Source organism: Colwellia sp. BRX10-4, assembly GCF_014077465.1.
GTDB lineage: Bacteria > Pseudomonadota > Gammaproteobacteria > Enterobacterales > Alteromonadaceae > Colwellia_A.
Map to the genome: position 1 here is coordinate 115,606 of NZ_JACGVZ010000011.1, position 16,307 is coordinate 131,912.

Consider the following 16,307-nt stretch of genomic DNA (forward strand, 5'->3'; position numbering starts at 1 on the left):
ATAGCGGAGACTGAAGCTAATGTTATAAACGTTTTCATCAATCACAAGTCGCTACTAAAGACTCTAATATTTAGCGTATTAATTGATGAAATCGTCGGCCACTTACCCACTGCACGATCAATTAGCTGAAGGTGGTGGTGGTTGTTTATTTCTTTTCAATTAAAGGAATGTTATTTTCCTTAAATAACTTAGCAACAACGCCTTGCGTTAAAGGTTTAATGAGATAACCTTTAGCACCTAGTTCAATCGCTTTTTTTACTATTTGCTTATTCTTATTACCGGTTAACATAATAAGTGGCGTATCAACATTTTTTCCGTTGCCCTGTTTCATTTGTCCTAAAATATATAAACCATTGGTATCGGGCAGACTCACGTCGAGTAAAACGATATCAAAACGTATATTATTAAGGCAGATTAAGGCAGTTCTCCCGCTACTGACGGTTCGAACGTTGAGTTTGTAATTGTTCAACAGTAGATTGGTTAAATGTATGCTAATGGGATCATCTTCAACCAATAGAATATTAATAGCGGCTGATTTATTATCCTCTTGTACCTTATCTAATTCTTTTACTGCATCGGCGTTACTTGCATTATAAAGCTTGTTAAAAGAAGTTGGCGGATGTACTTGCCCACTTTTATCTGATTGAGCCGCTTCATTAGTTTCTTGTGCTATATTTTCCACGTCACTGATTAATCCACTGAGCAAGTCTAATGCTTTACTTTGCAGTTCCACCAGTCTAGGTCGAATTTCGTTTGAACGTATCGACGCTAAAATATTCTTAACCACATCAAAATTAATATTAACATGGTGTTTGAGTTTAATTTGTTCTGTTGCTTTACTAATAGAGTGTTCAACGTCGGTAATACTCTCTTCAAAAGACAATCTAAGTTTTTCTTTCAACTCTAAGCCATGCAATACCGTTTCTCTAATTTCTTTTGCATATGACTCTTTATTATAAATATAGTCTAAGGCAGCATTTTTTTTGAGACCAATGCCAAGCTTAGTTAGTAAATTAGAACAAACAACAATAGCACGCTTTTTCTCATAAAGCGGATTGGTAATTATATAATCATCAATAATATCGTTATCATAAGCTTCATAAGCTTCGTTTTCTTCCCCCGCAGAAACAACAGAAACAATAAAGTGTTCGCACGTTTGCTCTACTAAAACTGATTTAAGCGAGCTGTAATAGATCATTAAAGATCGTTGAAGAGTAATGGTATCGATTAAAATTATTTTAGGCGTCCCATCTTTAAGCTGTTTATCAAGATCTCGCAAAACAGTAACAACAAGTACTTTATCAAAATGTTCAATCAACACCTTAATTAACAGCTCGCTATCTTCACGATCGGTCGTGTATAAAATAATATTATGATGCTGCACTATAACTCCTTGACTCAACTATCTAATGCTAACCTTGTAAGAGTGTAAAGCTTGCTTAGCAATATTGGCCTCTCGTCTTTATCAAAGTATAATTGAGTTTGTAAATTTCCCTGCTCATGTCAATATAATCTAACACTGTTGGGCATGCTTTGGATACATTTCATCTGATCAATTAGATTAATATATCTATATATTAATAAGCTACATCAAGGATAAAAGAGCAGCAAAAGTGTGATCAATGGCTAAAGTGTACGGGTTAATTTGAAAACATCACTTTTATCAGCAAATTTTTAATAACATCATAAGATTCATCTTCAAATTTAACGCCAAAATAATAAATCGTCAGCGATGACTTAATATTACAAACAATACCTTTTATTGATGTGATGTCACTTAAGGCCCTGTCAGTAATAGCGAAGGTAATGGTATCGTCTTTGGTGATAACAACATTTTCTTCCTTCTTGGCACTTAATAAACAGCCTTCTAATGAAAGATTAACCATAATGCCTTTTAATAACGAATTATTGACCAAAGCTTCAATATTTAATTGCGTATCAATTCGTGTTTCTTTTCGTAGCGGTCGAACGGCCACCTGTTGCAGAATGTTCAAGACAATCATTTTTGCTGGAACAGTTATCGTGCGCTCTATACTGGTAACAAAAGCAACAACCGCGCCTTCATGCTTTTCTACGATAATTCTAACGGTGCACGCTGCCCCTTGATTAATATTGCCAGTAAGCTCGACATGACGATTTAAATCGGGTAGCTGTATCAACATAAATTGTTTGGGTAAAAAACCAACAAAAACACTTTAAAATTTTATTTTTTTACTGGGCGAAATTGAGACTTTGACAATAATGGCAGAGCCAGGGGTTAGCATTGATAATGACTTTGTTACATCATCTCGAATCATTGAAAGTTCTCCTAGTAAGCCATACCCTGCATAGGCTTAAATTGATAAGTTAACTTATCAACTCATTCATTGTAGGTTAATAAAGGTGTTAAAATTAAATATATCATCAATTTTCATACTATCGATGTTTATCAGGCACTAAGCGAAAAAGTGTTAATAAAAATATAATTGGCTGCAAGGTTTTAACGCATTTAAGCGCAGCAACACGTTAAAAGTAGGCTTCATAGCTTAATGTAATCGCTAGTAGCTTTTAAACTATTAGCAAAAGATTATTTACTGATGTTTTTAACCTTCATATTAAGCTATTGTTGGAAAGTAAGGAATACACCACCATCGGTTCTTAATAAGCTAATTAGTTAATATTTATTAGTATTTTTATTAGCTAAACCATGAAACGTGTAAAATTTTATAAAGAGTCTTATTGATGATTGAACTGTTTCGCAACATGAAAATTTCACAAAAAATTCCTATCTCTATTAGTGTCTTTATTATACTGCCTTTAATCATCTCCCTTATTGCAATAAATTCAACGGACACCATTAACAAAAACGGTCAAGATATTTATGACAATTATTTTGTCAGTTTTATTAATCTTACCGACGCTCGGCAATATTTATATCAACAGTTTGTACTAATAAAAAGTCATATTATTTCTCCTGACGATAAGTCGATGAGAGACACTGAGCAAAAAATCAGTAATGCATCCGTCAACTTCCATGCTTCACTGACTAAATTTGAACAAACATTAGACAGTGGCGAAGAAACAAAATTATTCTATAAATTCAAAACTCAATTAACAACGTTTGAGTTGTTAACTGAGCAAATTATCACTCTAAGTAAAAGCAACCAAGATATCGCTGCAGATAGACTAGCCAATGAAGAATATGGTTTACTTTTTAATGACATGCAACATAATATGGCGGGTATGTTAGAAACAAATATTGATGGAGCTCAAGCCCTTTACAACAGTAATCATCAACATCATCAAACAACACGTTCTCTTATTATTTTGGTTACTGTTATTATTATTGCCATTGGCCTATTTATTGGTTGGCTATTGATCAGCACAATATTAGAGCCACTCCTTAAAATACAATGCCATATAGCAAGTCTTACTCATTCAGGTGATCTTCTCCTTCAACTCGACATTGAAGGTAAAGACGAAATTAGCGAATTAGCTGAGTCATTTAATACTATGCTTGAGTCATTATTTCATGCACACAACAAGCTTATCCAAACAGAGAAACTGACCTCTTTAGGTTCATTAGTTGCAGGGGTTTCTCATGAAATTAATACGCCATTAGGCATAGCTGTCACGATAGGCAGTACAATCAAAGATAACTTTCAAAATTTTTCAATTCTTTTTAAAGAAAAAAAGGTCAAGCGTTCTGACTTGGAACATTACGAAAAAGAAGTTAATGAATGCTTAGATATATTACTGAATTCTTTAGACCGAGCTGTTGTCCTCATTCAGAGTTTTAAGCAAGTGGCTGTTGACCAAACGAGTGAGGCAAGACGTATATTTTTCTTATCTGATGTCACAGACGAAGTGATTCGTATACATCATCATAAAATAAAACGCCTCGGGATAACCTTCGACTGCGTAATCGATAAAAATATAGAGATGGACAGTTTTCCAGGTCCTTTAGGGCAAGTGATGACTAATTTATTTAATAACGCCATTATTCATGGCTTTGAAAGTACAAACTCTGGCATTATCGCTATATCAGCTTATCTAAATGATTCAATTGTCATTATCAAAATAGAAGATAATGGTAAAGGCATACCAAAAGCGTTTATTGACAAAATTTTTGAACCTTTTTTTACCACTAAGCTTGGTGAAGGGGGTTCAGGTCTAGGCCTGAACATCATCTTTAATATTGTCGTCAATTTACTCGATGGTAAAATTAGCGTGGTCAGTACGTTAGGAAAAAACACCTGTTTTACCTTAGAGTTACCCTTGGTATCTCCCCAAAAGATAATAAAAATTAATGATAACGATTAACCGTATTTGCTGGCTATCTTAAACACGTTTAAAATAATCCAATAATTTTTCTCTATCTAAAACCACTTAGGCAGCATAAGACTATCAATGGCACGCTTATGATGGTTTTTGATAGAATGCTACTTGACCTCGTCCTGATGCCTTAACTTGGTACATCATGTCGTCTGCCTTAACCATCAGTTTATGGAGTACCTTACCGTCTTTAGGGGCAACAATACCAATACTTGCGCCTACTTGGCAGTGCGTGTCATTTGAAATATAAATGGGCTGCGCTATATCAACAAGAATCTTATTGGCTTGTTCAAGCATTAACTCTTGATCAAATGTCGTCAATTGACGGGCAGCAATAAATTCATCCCCTCCCCATCGAATACAGAGGTCTGTTGCCAAGTTAAAATGTGCTTTAAGACGTTTTGCTGTTGCTACTAAGACCTTATCGCCGGCTTCATGGCCATAAGTGCCGTTAACGGGTTTAAATTTGTCTAAATCAATCATCATCAGCACTAAACTTTTTTGGTTTTCTAAACAATAAAGTAAGGCATTATCTAATTTTTTGTCGCCGGAGCGTCGATTAAGTAGATGGGTTAAAGGGTCATGATCCGCTTCAAAACGTGTTTGAAATTCCCGTTCTGCTCGTTCAGTAACATCATGTATGATCACTTCAACTAAATTACCTTGCTCACTACTGCGTTTATTGCTGCGCTGCTCGTTTAATTTTGCAAATAAACAGTGCAGCCACAGCGATTTATTGCCAATACGGCATTCTATATCTAGGGTGACTTGTGGCCGATTCTTATCGGCGCGAATACTCAATAACAACTCTTCTAGTTTGTCGACATTATTTAATAAGGTTGGGAAGTGTAAAGAGGCTAAGTCTGTCTGTCCTGCAACACTGAAGTATTGTAAAAAAGCCGGGTTAAAGGTGGTAATGGTGTTTTTTTCATCGAGCAAACAAATTCCAGCACTCGCTTGTTCAAAGACAAGCCTGAATTTACGCTCTAACTCTTGAGTTTTTTCACACAATGATCGTTCATTACTAATAGTAAGGTGTAACTCATGCATCAAAGAGTTTATGCCCTTTGTTAATTTACCAATTTCATTTTTGGCAACTTGCTTCACCAACAACATCTGCATTGTTTTCGGTATACTAGGGTTGATGGTAGTAAAACTATCGGTTAACTTTTGAATTGGCCTAGTTAGCCATCTGTGCACGATCAGAGAGACAAAAAAAGTAATAATGATGGATTGTATTAGTATCAATGCCACTTCTTTTTTAAGTGAGTTCTCTACTTGTTTCTGAATATAATTATTGTTTGGATAAAGCGTAAGTGTACCAACAAGGGTATCATCGATAAAAGGATGGATTAACTGGATAACTATGCCATCTTGTGGATTGTTAAGAACACCACTTGAAATGCTCATTTCGCATTAGAGTCTAGCCCCTTGAACCAAATCATTACTCAACAAGCCGCTAATAATTTCCTGTCCGAGCTCGCGATTATTTAAATAGGCAGATATCGTCGCAGTTTTTGCCATCGTTTGAGCTAATTGTTTAACAAGCAAATAGTTAGTATCTTTCTTTTCTTGGAGGCCAGCATAATAGGATAACGTTGAAGAAACCTACTCCACTAGCACAGCAACAATAGCAATAGCCAATGGAACTCTGACATAAAGATTTTGACTAATTTTCATTAAATCGATAACCACTTTTACAGCATCAGTGAGCTGGTCTTAAGGTATATAACCAATTGAATATGGTGACCTGTATAACTTGTTCAAAGCATCTTCAATTGAAATGGCGGCAATCGGCGGTTTAGCTCGCCCACAGAACAGTAACCTTGCCCAGTAAGCATTTAGTTTTTGCTCACTTTTATTCACTAATTGCATATAAAAGTCATTCTTCAATAGCGATTCAGAGGGTAAATCTAGTGGCTGTGCCATTTCACCGTCAGGAAAAGTTAAATAACAGCACATATAAATGTCAATCACTTCGCGCTTAGATAATGAGTCAATCGTATTGTCTTTATTCACCACAACAACAAACTCTGTACTCACAGCATCAAGGTTGAAAAGGACCAAGCCAATCATTAATAACAGGGGGCTTTTCATCGTTAAAATACCATGTTCGCACTAACAGTAAACACGTTGATTCTATGCTCTTTTTCAACATTTTCCGGACCACTTATCCCCCATAACCCGCCACTAAAAGGTTGAATATCAAAGTGATCAATTTGCGCTTTAACGATCAAATTGTTAACGCCTGCCATTTTACACCAACATTAATTGAATGTTGATGCACCACTAATCGGTCATCAGCCTCTTTTGAAGCCAATGCTAACTGTTGTAATGGAAAGGTTACTTGTATTGGCGTACCCGGAGGAAATTGGGGCGCAGTAACTTTGGTTATCTTATGGCGGTTCTTTGAAATAGAAACACTGGAAAAAAGCGTCACTTTATCTAAACGATAACCAACACTCACATAGCCATTAATATTTGATGAAGCAACCAACCAAGGAGACTCTGAGATACCTATTTCAGATTGAATTAACCAATTATCATTATCGTAGGTTAATCCTAAAGCAGCATATTCAATACTATGGTTTTTGTGTCAAAACTTGCTGATACCGACGCTGCTTAGGCAACACAGGAGCTGGCACAGAGTTTAATAAATCAATAAACTCATTTAATGCCTCGAACTTATAGTCCCCGACATCGGCTTGTGATAGAGAAAATCGCATGGTCAAGGCATCAAATATGTAGGTTGCGCTAAAAGTCATTAAATGGTCAAAATCAATAAAAAAGTCTTTACCACTCGCTTTTAATTTCGCAGTCGTGTTACCCGCAGCCAATTTTAACCGTAAAAATCCATCATTAATTGATTGGCTGTATTCAATATCTACACCATCGAAATTTCCCACTGTACTTGCAAAAGAGCAATACTCATGTGGCGCACGTACCGACAAATAGGCGTATCCCACGTGCGGGTACTCCGAAAGCAAATAAAGATCACTGTTTAATCTGCCCACACGAATAGCCCAATGACGCGAAGGACGGTAACGCAAAAAAGCTAAATCGAGGTAGTTTTCAAAGTCTGTATTCGCCTGATCTTCTAGGAAAGATTGCACAACAGAATCCCAGTTTTTAGCTAAGGTTATGTTGGCTTGCCCACCTAAAATTGAGTCACGGGTAGCTGACCAGCCTGTATCATCAATATTCAAATAATTAGGACTAAAAGCAATATCAGGATCGTCACTATAACTGAGTGCTAAAGAAGCAAAACCACTAAATTCAACTTTTATGTCATCTGCATAGGCATTATAAGTAACGCCTGTGAAAACAAAAGCTATGGCGATAATAAACCGATACAAGGTATCAGCCTTTTTTCGTTTGATAATATTTAAGATATTGATGATAACAGATAGCTCATTTATTTGCCTATGCTTCGGCAACTGAATACCACGACTTTTTTAACGAGTGTTAGGCTAACGTCTGTGTTTTGAATTATTACCCCTTTGAGAGTCGTCCAGGAGGATAACGGATAAACCTATGCTTAATCAGCAAAATAAATGAGAATATTGAATTGCTAAATATCAGCTTGGATATCAGCTTGGCTAATGTTGGATAATATATTTAAGAGGTACTTGTCCTAACAATAATAACATTATTTTGGCCTGATTAAGTGTAATAAACAGCTTGCCCCTTAGGGCATTTTCCCTTAATACTTATCTATCTAAGTGCTTGGCATGAAAACGCAAATGCGCTTCAATAAATGAAGAAATGAAATAGTAACTGTGATCATAGCCTTCATGAATGGTTAACTCTAATGGGTAACCATTTATTTTTGCTGCAGCCTCTAGCGTTTCTGGTTTTAATTGCTCTTTCAAAAAATCATCTGCACCACCTTGATCAACTTTGGCAGGAATAAACTGTTTTGCTATACGCATTAATTCACTGGCATCATGCTGGTACCAACTTGCTTGGTCTTTCCCCAAGTAAGCGCTGAAAGCTTTTTTGCCCCAAGGCACCTTAATCGGGTTACATATCGGACTAAAGGCTGACATTGAACGATAACGTTCAGCATTTAACAAACCAATAGTCAGTGCCCCGTGTCCACCCATGGAATGTCCACTAATAGCGCGCTTATCTGACACTGGAAATGTGGCTTCAATAATTGCTGGCAGTTCTTTAACCACGTAATCATACATTTGATAGTGACGGCTCCAAGGTGCTTGGCTGGCATTAAGATAAAATCCTGCGCCCTGCCCCAAATCATAACTATCATTATCAGCTACCTCTTCACCTCTTGGACTCGTATCAGGAGAAACAATAGCAATACCTAATTCAGCAGCTATTCGCAGTGCGCCGGCTTTTTGCATAAAGTTTTCATCGGTACAGGTTAGACCTGAAAGCCAGTAAAGCACAGGCACTTTTTTGCCATTATTAGCCTGTGGGGGCAAAAAAATGGCAAAACGCATGTTAGCGTTTACGGTTTTAGAATGGTGGCTGTATTGCTTGTGCCAGCCACCAAAAATTTTATTTACACTGATACTTTCAATTAAAGGATCAATTGTCATAGGATAACCTCAAGACGCTCCCCTGCTAATTACTGCGATAAAGGGGAGCGCCATACTATTAATATGAATGACTATCTTTCAAAGAAGATGCTGGTTATTGATATCGCCTATTTATCAAAATGAATAACACTGCGAATACTTTCTCCTTTGTGCATTAACTCAAACGCTTCATTAATATCTTCAAGACCCATGGTATGAGTAATAAAATCGCTCAATTTAAATTCACCAGCTAAATAACGTTCAACATAATCTGGTAACTCAGTACGACCTTTAACACCGCCAAATGCAGAACCACGCCATACTCGCCCAGTTACCAGTTGAAATGGACGGGTTGATATTTCTTGTCCGGCACCTGCAACACCAATGATCACTGATTCTCCCCATCCTTTATGACAACACTCTAAGGCAGAGCGCATTAGGTTAACGTTACCAATACATTCAAAAGAGTAGTCAACACCACCATCGGTCATTTCGACAATCACATCTTGGATAGGCTTGTCGTAATCTTTAGGGTTAATAAAATCAGTAGCACCCAATTTTTTCGCAAGTTCGAATTTACTTTCGTTAATATCGATAGCAATAATTCGACTGGCTTTCGCCATGGTCGCGCCAATCACTGCAGACAATCCAATACCGCCAAGACCAAAAATAGCAACAGTTGCGCCCTCTTCAACTTTTGCCGTATTCATGACTGCGCCCATGCCTGTGGTAACACCACACCCTAGTAAACAAACCTCTTCTAATGGTGCTTCTTTATTAACTTTCGCTAATGAAATTTCTGGCAAGACTGTGTATTCAGAAAAAGTTGAACAGCCCATATAGTGAAAAATAGGCTGACCATCTTTGTAAAAGCGGGTCGTGCCATCTGGCATCAAGCCCTTGCCTTGTGTCTCACGAATTTTTTGGCAAAGGTTGGTTTTACCTGATAAACAGAATTTACATTCACCACACTCTGGTGTGTATAATGGAATAACGTGATCGCCTACCTTAACACTGGTTACGCCTTCACCTATTTGTTCAACAATACCTCCACCTTCGTGACCTAAAATAACGGGAAAAATACCTTCTGGATCATCTCCAGATAAGGTAAAGGCATCGGTATGACAAACACCAGAGGCAATAACCTTAACTAACACCTCTCCTTTGCGAGGTAGCATGACATCGACTTCTTCGATAGATAGTGGCTGATTAGGGCCCCAAGCAATAGCCGCTTTCGATTTTATAAATTTATCTGACATCGTTATTCTCACTTTTCAATTAATAGATATTTTGATGGGATTAGCATCTAGTCGAATTTGTTACATTAACATTAGTTTACTCAACTTATTTAAAGATGATAATACGCCTAATATGTAATTAACTTTTACCCCTTGGTAATAATCTAAAGGACATAGTTACCAAAAAGTTAAAGCATCTTTTGTTAACAGTTTTGCTCTACATTATTCATCTTAATGACTGTGTCCTTGGGCAAGATTTATCATAGCAATACCAACAGCACTAACCCCATACCAAGCCATGTTGTTGAATCAAGATGCTGACGGTAGATCAAAGCAGACAATAAAGTCACGGTTATAATGGCAAGCCCATAGCGCATGAACGATACCAACTGGCATGCCTTTCATTGCTTGACCTAAAAAAACGAATGCGGCTAAATGTCCAAGTAAAACTAAAGCACTTGGCAGAGGTTTACTAAAACCATCAGTCTCTTTTAATGCTACATAAGACATAGCCTCAGCAGCGACACCTAAAAAAAGGAATAACCAACTCATCTTTATTTCCTATAATGTTATACGAACTATCAATGCCAAAGGTCTAAAGTAATTTTCAATAAGCTACTTTTGTGGCCACCAATAATGTCTTATCTTGTCTTGTTGGCGGTTAATATAATTATCTCTATATAAATGATAATATGCTAACTTGTAAACTCACTTGTACATATAGGTAACAATCATGCAATGGGATGGCATCAGCGAATTTGTTTACGTTGCGGAAAATGAAAGTTTTACCCTCGCCTCAAAAAAAATGGCGATATCTACTGCACAGGTGAGTCGACAAATAAGTGCGTTAGAGAAACGCCTTAATATTAAGTTATTTTATCGAACAACTCGCAAAGTATCATTAACAGAAGAAGGCCGTGTTTTTTATCAGCATTGTCGCAGTGTTCTCGATGGTCTCGATGCTGCTGAACGGGCTATCACAAATTTACAGTCAAAACCTCAAGGCAAAATTAAGTTAACAGCGCCTGTTGCCTATGGTGAAAAACAAATATTACCGCTAGTGAATAACTTCATAAAACAATATAGCGATGTTGAAGTGTCAGCTTATTTAAGTAATCGCCAAATAGACATTGTTGAAGAAGGCTATGACCTAGCAATTCGCCTTGGTAAGTTAAGTGACTCGACCATGATGGCAAAAAAACTTGGCAAAAGAACAAACTACCTTTGTGCATCACCACAATACTTAGAAAAACAGGGTGTCCCCCATTCAATCTCAGAGCTTAGTCAACATAGTTGTTTGTTGGGCACACTAGACTACTGGCATTTTAGAGAGTCTGATCGAGAAAAAAGTATCCGCGTAACCGGTAGATTAAGATACAACAATGGCTACAGCCTGATGGATGCAGCACTAAAGGGCTTAGGGATAGTTCAGTTACCCGATTATTATGTTCAACAGCGCATAGAAAGTGGTGAACTGGTGAGCCTATTAGATAATTACCGTGCGCCTGATGAGGGAATATGGGCAATTTACCCTCAAAATCGCCATTTATCGCCTAAAATAAGACTGCTGGTTGATTACTTAGCTGAACAGCTACTTTAATCTTCAGCTTTATTAAATTATCGAACCAGGCTGAAAAGATAAACTCATAGCATAAAATAGTAGCGGTTAGGTTTGCCGCTATTATTTTCAGACTCTCCAGCTAAGCCTCTACAGTCCGATAGCGCAGATAAAGAGACAACAACAAAAGGTAAGTAGTAATAATCACCCGCCTGTTTTATCCGTTAATCATCTAACAGGCTTTCGAGTGAATGTGTAACGCCCATTCGTTGATGTACTACTGGACTTGTTGTGGTGTATAACGTTGGAATACGGTCTTTTTCTAACACAGTTTCCGCAATCGAAAAGGCCGCTAAGGCCGTTTCGTGGAAGCCACTTAAAATCAACTTTCGTTTACCCGGGTAATAATTAATATCACCAACGGCATAGATACCCGGCACTGAGGTTTGAAAAGATTGTGTATCTACTTTTATCTGATGTTGGTGCATGGCAAGTTGCTAATTTGCTATCGGGCCAATTTTGGGGGACATACCAAAAAATATAACAAGTTCATCAAGCTCTACTCTACGTTTGATGCCATCTTTTGAACTTACTGTCAGGCCAGTTAGCTTATTATCTTCTTGTTGAAAGTCGCTCACTTGACCACATAAAAACTGCATTTTTAGGTCTTCGCACAAGACGTACATTTCATTAACGCTACTTGTAGCGGCTTTAAACTTTGTACTACGATGAATAAGCACCACACTATTAGCCGTTTTTTGTAGGCTCAAACTCCAATCTAGTGCGGCATCTCCACCGCCTAGCACAACGACATTTTTATCTTTAAAGTGTTCTATATTATTGATTCGGTAGAACAGTTGTTTATCTTCAAACTGATCAATTAATGGTAGTTTTAATTTAACGGGTGAGAAGGCACCATTATCAGCAGCAATGATCACCGCCCGACAGTGAATGAGCGTATTCTTGTGTGTGGTAACTGAAAAAGAAACATCCGACAATTTATTAATGTCTTCGACCCGCTCGCCCAATAAAAAAGTTGGCTTAAAGGGAGCCGCCTGCTCACAGAGATTTTCTATAACTTGGCTTGCCTTAGCGTTAGGCAAAGCAGGAATATCATAGATAGGTTTATCTGGATAGAGTTCACTGCATTGACCACCAACTTCTGGTAAGCTGTCAATAACAACCGATTTTAATCCTTGTAAACCAAGCTCAAATACTTGAAGCCAACCAACGGGGCCTGCACCAATAATTACAACGTCTGTCGTTAAGGTTTTCATAAGTACCTCCTCGGTAGCGTTAGCTTATATTTATGGCTATTCTAGCGCCTTGAAATATCTGTCTATTGTCATTTGTATAATCAATAAATCACTACGATGCTTTATTGATTTACCCTTAATGGAGTTAGCATTTGGCGAGTTAAAAATCACATATCATCCATACTAAACATGGTTCGTTGCTGACATTCTATAAATTTTTTTCAAGTCCATGCTCAATTTCTTTGTTTACTCTGCTCGTCTTTTTTTAACCAAGGTTTAAAGAATAACGCACTGGAAAAAACAAGATAAAAGCTTGCATTGTTATGCCTTGCCACGTTGAATTAATACCTAACCACGCCAAATGAAAGTCTATAGGAAAGCGCGTAATACTAATAATAGCGGCTTCTTGCAACGCTGTTATCGCTTTACCCGCGAGAATAAATGACAAGGCTAAGAGTAAATATGTTGTTATTGAAAAGAATCACGCTATTGGTAATTTAATAGAATATTTAATCATTAACCAGCCCACGACAACAAGCACAGCGACTGCCGCCTAAAAGCCACTAAAAAGAACAACTTGCTGTGAGGGGTTCGTCTGGGTTAACAATGATTGATAAAACATTACTGTCTCAAAAACCTCACGATAAACCGCAATAAACGCTAAACCAGAGATTCCCCACAAGGCACCCGATTTTAAACTCTTATTAATATTTTGTTGAACATAACGTTGCCATTGATCGGCTTGCGTTTTACTGTGCATCCAAAAACCAACATAAAAGAGCATAATCGCAGCTAACAGCGCGGCAACCCCTTCCATGGTTTCACGGCTAGCACCGCTAATGGTTACTAATTTTTGTGCCACTAACCAAGTTTACCCACCCGCAATTAACGCTGCTGCCCAGCCAAAATGAAGATATATAATGGCTTCTTTTTTATTGGACCGAACCAGTATGGTAAAAGTACCAGCACAACCAATAGCGCCTCTAAGCCCTCTCGTAACAAAATAATAAAACTGGCGCTAAACAAAGCTGTGTCTGATATCGCTGAGTCATTGAGTAAAAATTCAGCTTGTTCTATTTGTAGCAAAACTGCAGAAATAGATACAGCAACGTCACCCAAGCTTTCCTTGTTGTTAATTTCATTGCGCAAGCCTAGTAAGTTAAATCAATCATTTTACGTAACGAACTATCATAAGCGTCGAGATTATTTTCAACAAGCTCAAACCCATCTAAGTAGGCACTCACCGCAAATTGTTGGGAAAGTATAACGTCACTATTTTTGTAAGCGGCAAGTGCTTTTTTAAGTTGATCACACGCGACTGTTAATGGCGCCTTAGTTGCAGAAAACAGTTCCTCAGGGTTAGCTCTAAGCTGCTCAACAAAACCCTTTTTCAAGTCAGTTTTCGCCCTATACAATTCGTTAGGACTATACTGAACAAGGTCGGCGAGCGAGTGATCAAGCGCATTATTTTCTTGTCGTTTTTCATCAAAAACAAAAGCTAAACTACCTGTATAAAATGCTAACGACCAACGTCGTTTCGCCGTTAAGTTATTAAATGAAGGCATAGCAGTGCCGTCAAGACCGCCGGTTACCACATTATATAATCCCAGAATAGAACGGTCTAAAGCACGTGTTCTTTCGTTAAAATTTGTAAGCTGTGGACTTAGTTGCCTTGCAAGCTCCCCGTCTCCTTTACCCCTTACACCATGACAACTGGCACAATTATTTTGAAATAATTGCTTAACTCTAGATACCGAAAGTAAAGATGTTGGTAACGATAACTGTGGAGAGTTTTTTATCAGCACGTTTTTTAATTCACTGGTCAGCGCTTGTATTTCGACAAGTGTTTTTTTCGCTTGTACCACACAGAGAAGTGATTTCGATAGCGTAATCATGGCTTGTTCTCCCGGCTCCCTTACCACTCTTTCAACGATATCACTTAAAAATCAATTACTTATTGACACTCACCTTAATCAATGATTTTGCTATTACTAATGGCAGAAGCATAATCAACACTAATATATTCAGTGAGTTGTAAAAGTTGACGTAATCCTCCTGTATCGCTGCTTGCCGATGTTTGCGTTGAGATAAGATAACCAATGACAAAAAAAAACATAAATAAATTTGCGCTTAAATGAGCGCATTGAAAAAGTCATTAATTTTTGAAAATAACGAGAAAATAATAAGTCATAAATAACCTATAACGCAATTGAGAATGATTCTCATTATACTGCATGGAATGGGGATAGTGTTAAATAGTTAGAAATTTAACCTACTATGGTCTCGGTTTAAGTTCTAACGGTTAACGTATGTCCCCTTAAATTATCTGTTCGCTCTACCTAAAGTCCAAAAATAGTTTGTCAACTGATGAGCTTTCTCCTTTATAGCCAATAATTTCCTCAAAGAGATAACAGTAAAGTTTGACCCTAAAGCAGGTCAGGCGTTACTATGATGAGGTTCTAGTAGGCTTTAGCTAAAATAGCTTGGCCAATTTACTCACCTAGTCGTTACATAAAACATCCATATTTGGAATATTTACACCAACGCTGAACGGTTATACGTTCTTTAACAAAAGTGGCCGTATGTACAAAACTAAAAAAAGCACCAAACCCCAAGAAATTTCTTACAAACGTGTTCAATCGTACATGATGTGGATGATCGAGAGATACGGTGATTACTCGGCAAAATCTTTATTGCAAAAAGCGAATTTATTATTCAAAGATGATACTCAATATAATCAAACTGCCTTAGATTATTTAATTGAACATGAAATTATAGATGATGCCCGCTATGCCAAAAGACTAACGCTTAGTCTGGCCGAAAGTAAAATAGGCCCAAATAAAATAAAAGAGAAACTTTATGCTAAGGGTTTTCAATCAACAACCATTAATGAGTGTATTAATGAACTTGAAACCTCAGAAGATGACTATTTTAATAAAGCATTGGCACTAAAAATAAGAAAATTTGGTGAAGAACCTATTACCGATATAAAATTAAAACAAAAAGCGTTACGTCATTTAACAGCAACCAAGGGATTTTCATATACAATTGCCAATAAAGCAATTACTTATGACCCTGAACAAGAAGAATAGGTCGTTTGTCATTAAAGCTTTATTTTATAACAAACAATAAAATAAACTTAAGACCCTGTGCTATGTACATAGCTTACACCACAAGAATAGTGCGCTAATAAAAGATTATATCTTCGCCAGCTTTATTGTTAATAATCATCAAATACTTTTTTAAACTGACTGTTTTTTCAACACGGAGATGACTTGGTTGATTCGAAGAAGTAAATTTTCGTGTTCTTTTCTTTATCTAATAACGATATCACTTTTAATATGTAAGGAAGCGAGCGTTTTTGATGTTTTATGTTTTATGTTTTATGTTTTATGTTTTA

At 37.1% G+C, this 16,307-nt stretch carries 19 protein-coding genes and 2 pseudogenes; 3 read left to right on the forward strand and 18 right to left on the reverse strand.

Annotated elements, in window-relative coordinates:
- Positions 1-145 precede the first annotated feature (145 nt).
- The 3 genes and pseudogenes from H4J67_RS10805 to H4J67_RS20595 all read right to left on the reverse strand — a co-directional run.
- A complete protein-coding gene (locus H4J67_RS10805) occupies positions 146-1,384 on the reverse strand; it encodes a response regulator (RefSeq protein WP_182170075.1) in 1,239 nt (412 codons plus the stop codon).
- 256 nt (positions 1,385-1,640) lie between these two features.
- Positions 1,641-2,003 (reverse strand): PilZ domain-containing protein, encoded by a 363-nt coding sequence (locus tag H4J67_RS10810; RefSeq protein ID WP_259368573.1) that lies wholly within the window; start codon positions 2,001-2,003, stop codon positions 1,641-1,643.
- A pseudogene (locus H4J67_RS20595) lies at positions 2,001-2,183 on the reverse strand (hypothetical protein); the annotation flags it as partial. The pseudogene H4J67_RS20595 and the gene H4J67_RS10810, both read right to left, overlap by 3 nt.
- A gap of 538 nt (positions 2,184-2,721) precedes the next feature.
- On the opposite strand from H4J67_RS20595, the gene H4J67_RS10815 reads away from it, so the two are divergent.
- Positions 2,722-4,302 (forward strand): MCP four helix bundle domain-containing protein, encoded by a 1,581-nt coding sequence (locus H4J67_RS10815; protein ID WP_182203701.1) that lies wholly within the window; start codon positions 2,722-2,724, stop codon positions 4,300-4,302.
- A gap of 96 nt (positions 4,303-4,398) precedes the next feature.
- Here H4J67_RS10815 and H4J67_RS10820 read toward each other — a convergent pair whose 3' ends face one another.
- The 8 genes and pseudogenes from H4J67_RS10820 to H4J67_RS10845 all read right to left on the reverse strand — a co-directional run bounded on the left by H4J67_RS10820 (position 4,399) and on the right by H4J67_RS10845 (position 10,645).
- On the reverse strand, positions 4,399-5,724 hold the full coding sequence (locus tag H4J67_RS10820) for a diguanylate cyclase domain-containing protein (RefSeq protein ID WP_182203708.1): 1,326 nt from the start codon (positions 5,722-5,724) through the stop codon (positions 4,399-4,401).
- Between the two features lie 309 nt (positions 5,725-6,033).
- Positions 6,034-6,411 carry a hypothetical protein gene (locus H4J67_RS10825; protein WP_259368566.1) on the reverse strand — a complete coding sequence of 126 codons (378 nt, stop codon included), beginning with the start codon at positions 6,409-6,411 and terminating at the stop codon, positions 6,034-6,036.
- A gap of 2 nt (positions 6,412-6,413) precedes the next feature.
- Positions 6,414-6,569, reverse strand: a complete 156-nt coding sequence (locus tag H4J67_RS20600; protein ID WP_259368567.1) for a hypothetical protein — start codon at positions 6,567-6,569, stop codon at positions 6,414-6,416.
- Positions 6,548-6,811, reverse strand: coding sequence for a hypothetical protein (locus H4J67_RS20605; RefSeq protein ID WP_259368568.1), 264 nt, complete (start codon positions 6,809-6,811; stop codon positions 6,548-6,550). The genes H4J67_RS20600 and H4J67_RS20605 overlap by 22 nt, the downstream gene beginning before the upstream one ends.
- Positions 6,812-6,896: 85 nt before the next feature.
- Positions 6,897-7,751: a hypothetical protein gene (locus H4J67_RS20610; protein WP_259368569.1), complete on the reverse strand. Its 855-nt coding sequence runs from the start codon at positions 7,749-7,751 to the stop codon at positions 6,897-6,899.
- Between the two features lie 273 nt (positions 7,752-8,024).
- The gene (gene fghA, locus H4J67_RS10835) at positions 8,025-8,876 is read right to left on the reverse strand and encodes an S-formylglutathione hydrolase (RefSeq protein WP_220471637.1); all 852 of its coding nucleotides are present in this window, start codon (positions 8,874-8,876) and stop codon (positions 8,025-8,027) included.
- 107 nt (positions 8,877-8,983) lie between these two features.
- Positions 8,984-10,114 (reverse strand): S-(hydroxymethyl)glutathione dehydrogenase/class III alcohol dehydrogenase, encoded by a 1,131-nt coding sequence (locus H4J67_RS10840; protein WP_220463176.1) that lies wholly within the window; start codon positions 10,112-10,114, stop codon positions 8,984-8,986.
- A gap of 210 nt (positions 10,115-10,324) precedes the next feature.
- Positions 10,325-10,645: pseudogene (locus tag H4J67_RS10845) on the reverse strand (DMT family transporter).
- A 181-nt stretch (positions 10,646-10,826) separates the two neighbouring features.
- On the opposite strand from H4J67_RS10845, the gene H4J67_RS10850 reads away from it, so the two are divergent.
- Positions 10,827-11,693: a LysR family transcriptional regulator gene (locus tag H4J67_RS10850; protein ID WP_182170066.1), complete on the forward strand. Its 867-nt coding sequence runs from the start codon at positions 10,827-10,829 to the stop codon at positions 11,691-11,693.
- 182 nt (positions 11,694-11,875) lie between these two features.
- Here H4J67_RS10850 and H4J67_RS20615 read toward each other — a convergent pair whose 3' ends face one another.
- The 7 genes from H4J67_RS20615 to H4J67_RS10880 form a co-directional block, all read right to left on the reverse strand.
- Positions 11,876-12,139 (reverse strand): hypothetical protein, encoded by a 264-nt coding sequence (locus H4J67_RS20615; protein WP_259368570.1) that lies wholly within the window; start codon positions 12,137-12,139, stop codon positions 11,876-11,878.
- A 9-nt stretch (positions 12,140-12,148) separates the two neighbouring features.
- Entirely contained in the window at positions 12,149-12,928 is a 780-nt protein-coding gene (locus tag H4J67_RS10855; protein ID WP_259368571.1) for an NAD(P)/FAD-dependent oxidoreductase, read from the reverse strand.
- 244 nt (positions 12,929-13,172) lie between these two features.
- Positions 13,173-13,355, reverse strand: a complete 183-nt coding sequence (locus H4J67_RS10860) for a hypothetical protein (protein WP_182170063.1) — start codon at positions 13,353-13,355, stop codon at positions 13,173-13,175.
- A gap of 105 nt (positions 13,356-13,460) precedes the next feature.
- Positions 13,461-13,769 (reverse strand): FTR1 family protein, encoded by a 309-nt coding sequence (locus H4J67_RS10865; RefSeq protein WP_182170060.1) that lies wholly within the window; start codon positions 13,767-13,769, stop codon positions 13,461-13,463.
- Between the two features lie 23 nt (positions 13,770-13,792).
- Positions 13,793-14,026, reverse strand: coding sequence for an FTR1 family protein (locus H4J67_RS10870; RefSeq protein ID WP_182170057.1), 234 nt, complete (start codon positions 14,024-14,026; stop codon positions 13,793-13,795).
- A 32-nt stretch (positions 14,027-14,058) separates the two neighbouring features.
- The gene (locus tag H4J67_RS10875) at positions 14,059-14,802 is read right to left on the reverse strand and encodes a cytochrome c (protein WP_182170054.1); all 744 of its coding nucleotides are present in this window, start codon (positions 14,800-14,802) and stop codon (positions 14,059-14,061) included.
- 74 nt (positions 14,803-14,876) lie between these two features.
- Positions 14,877-15,023: a hypothetical protein gene (locus tag H4J67_RS10880; protein ID WP_182170051.1), complete on the reverse strand. Its 147-nt coding sequence runs from the start codon at positions 15,021-15,023 to the stop codon at positions 14,877-14,879.
- Positions 15,024-15,489: 466 nt separating this feature from the next.
- Here H4J67_RS10880 and H4J67_RS10885 point away from each other — a divergent pair, with 466 nt between their 5' ends.
- On the forward strand, positions 15,490-15,999 hold the full coding sequence (locus H4J67_RS10885) for a regulatory protein RecX (protein ID WP_182170048.1): 510 nt from the start codon (positions 15,490-15,492) through the stop codon (positions 15,997-15,999).
- The last annotated feature ends 308 nt before the right edge of the window (positions 16,000-16,307 follow it).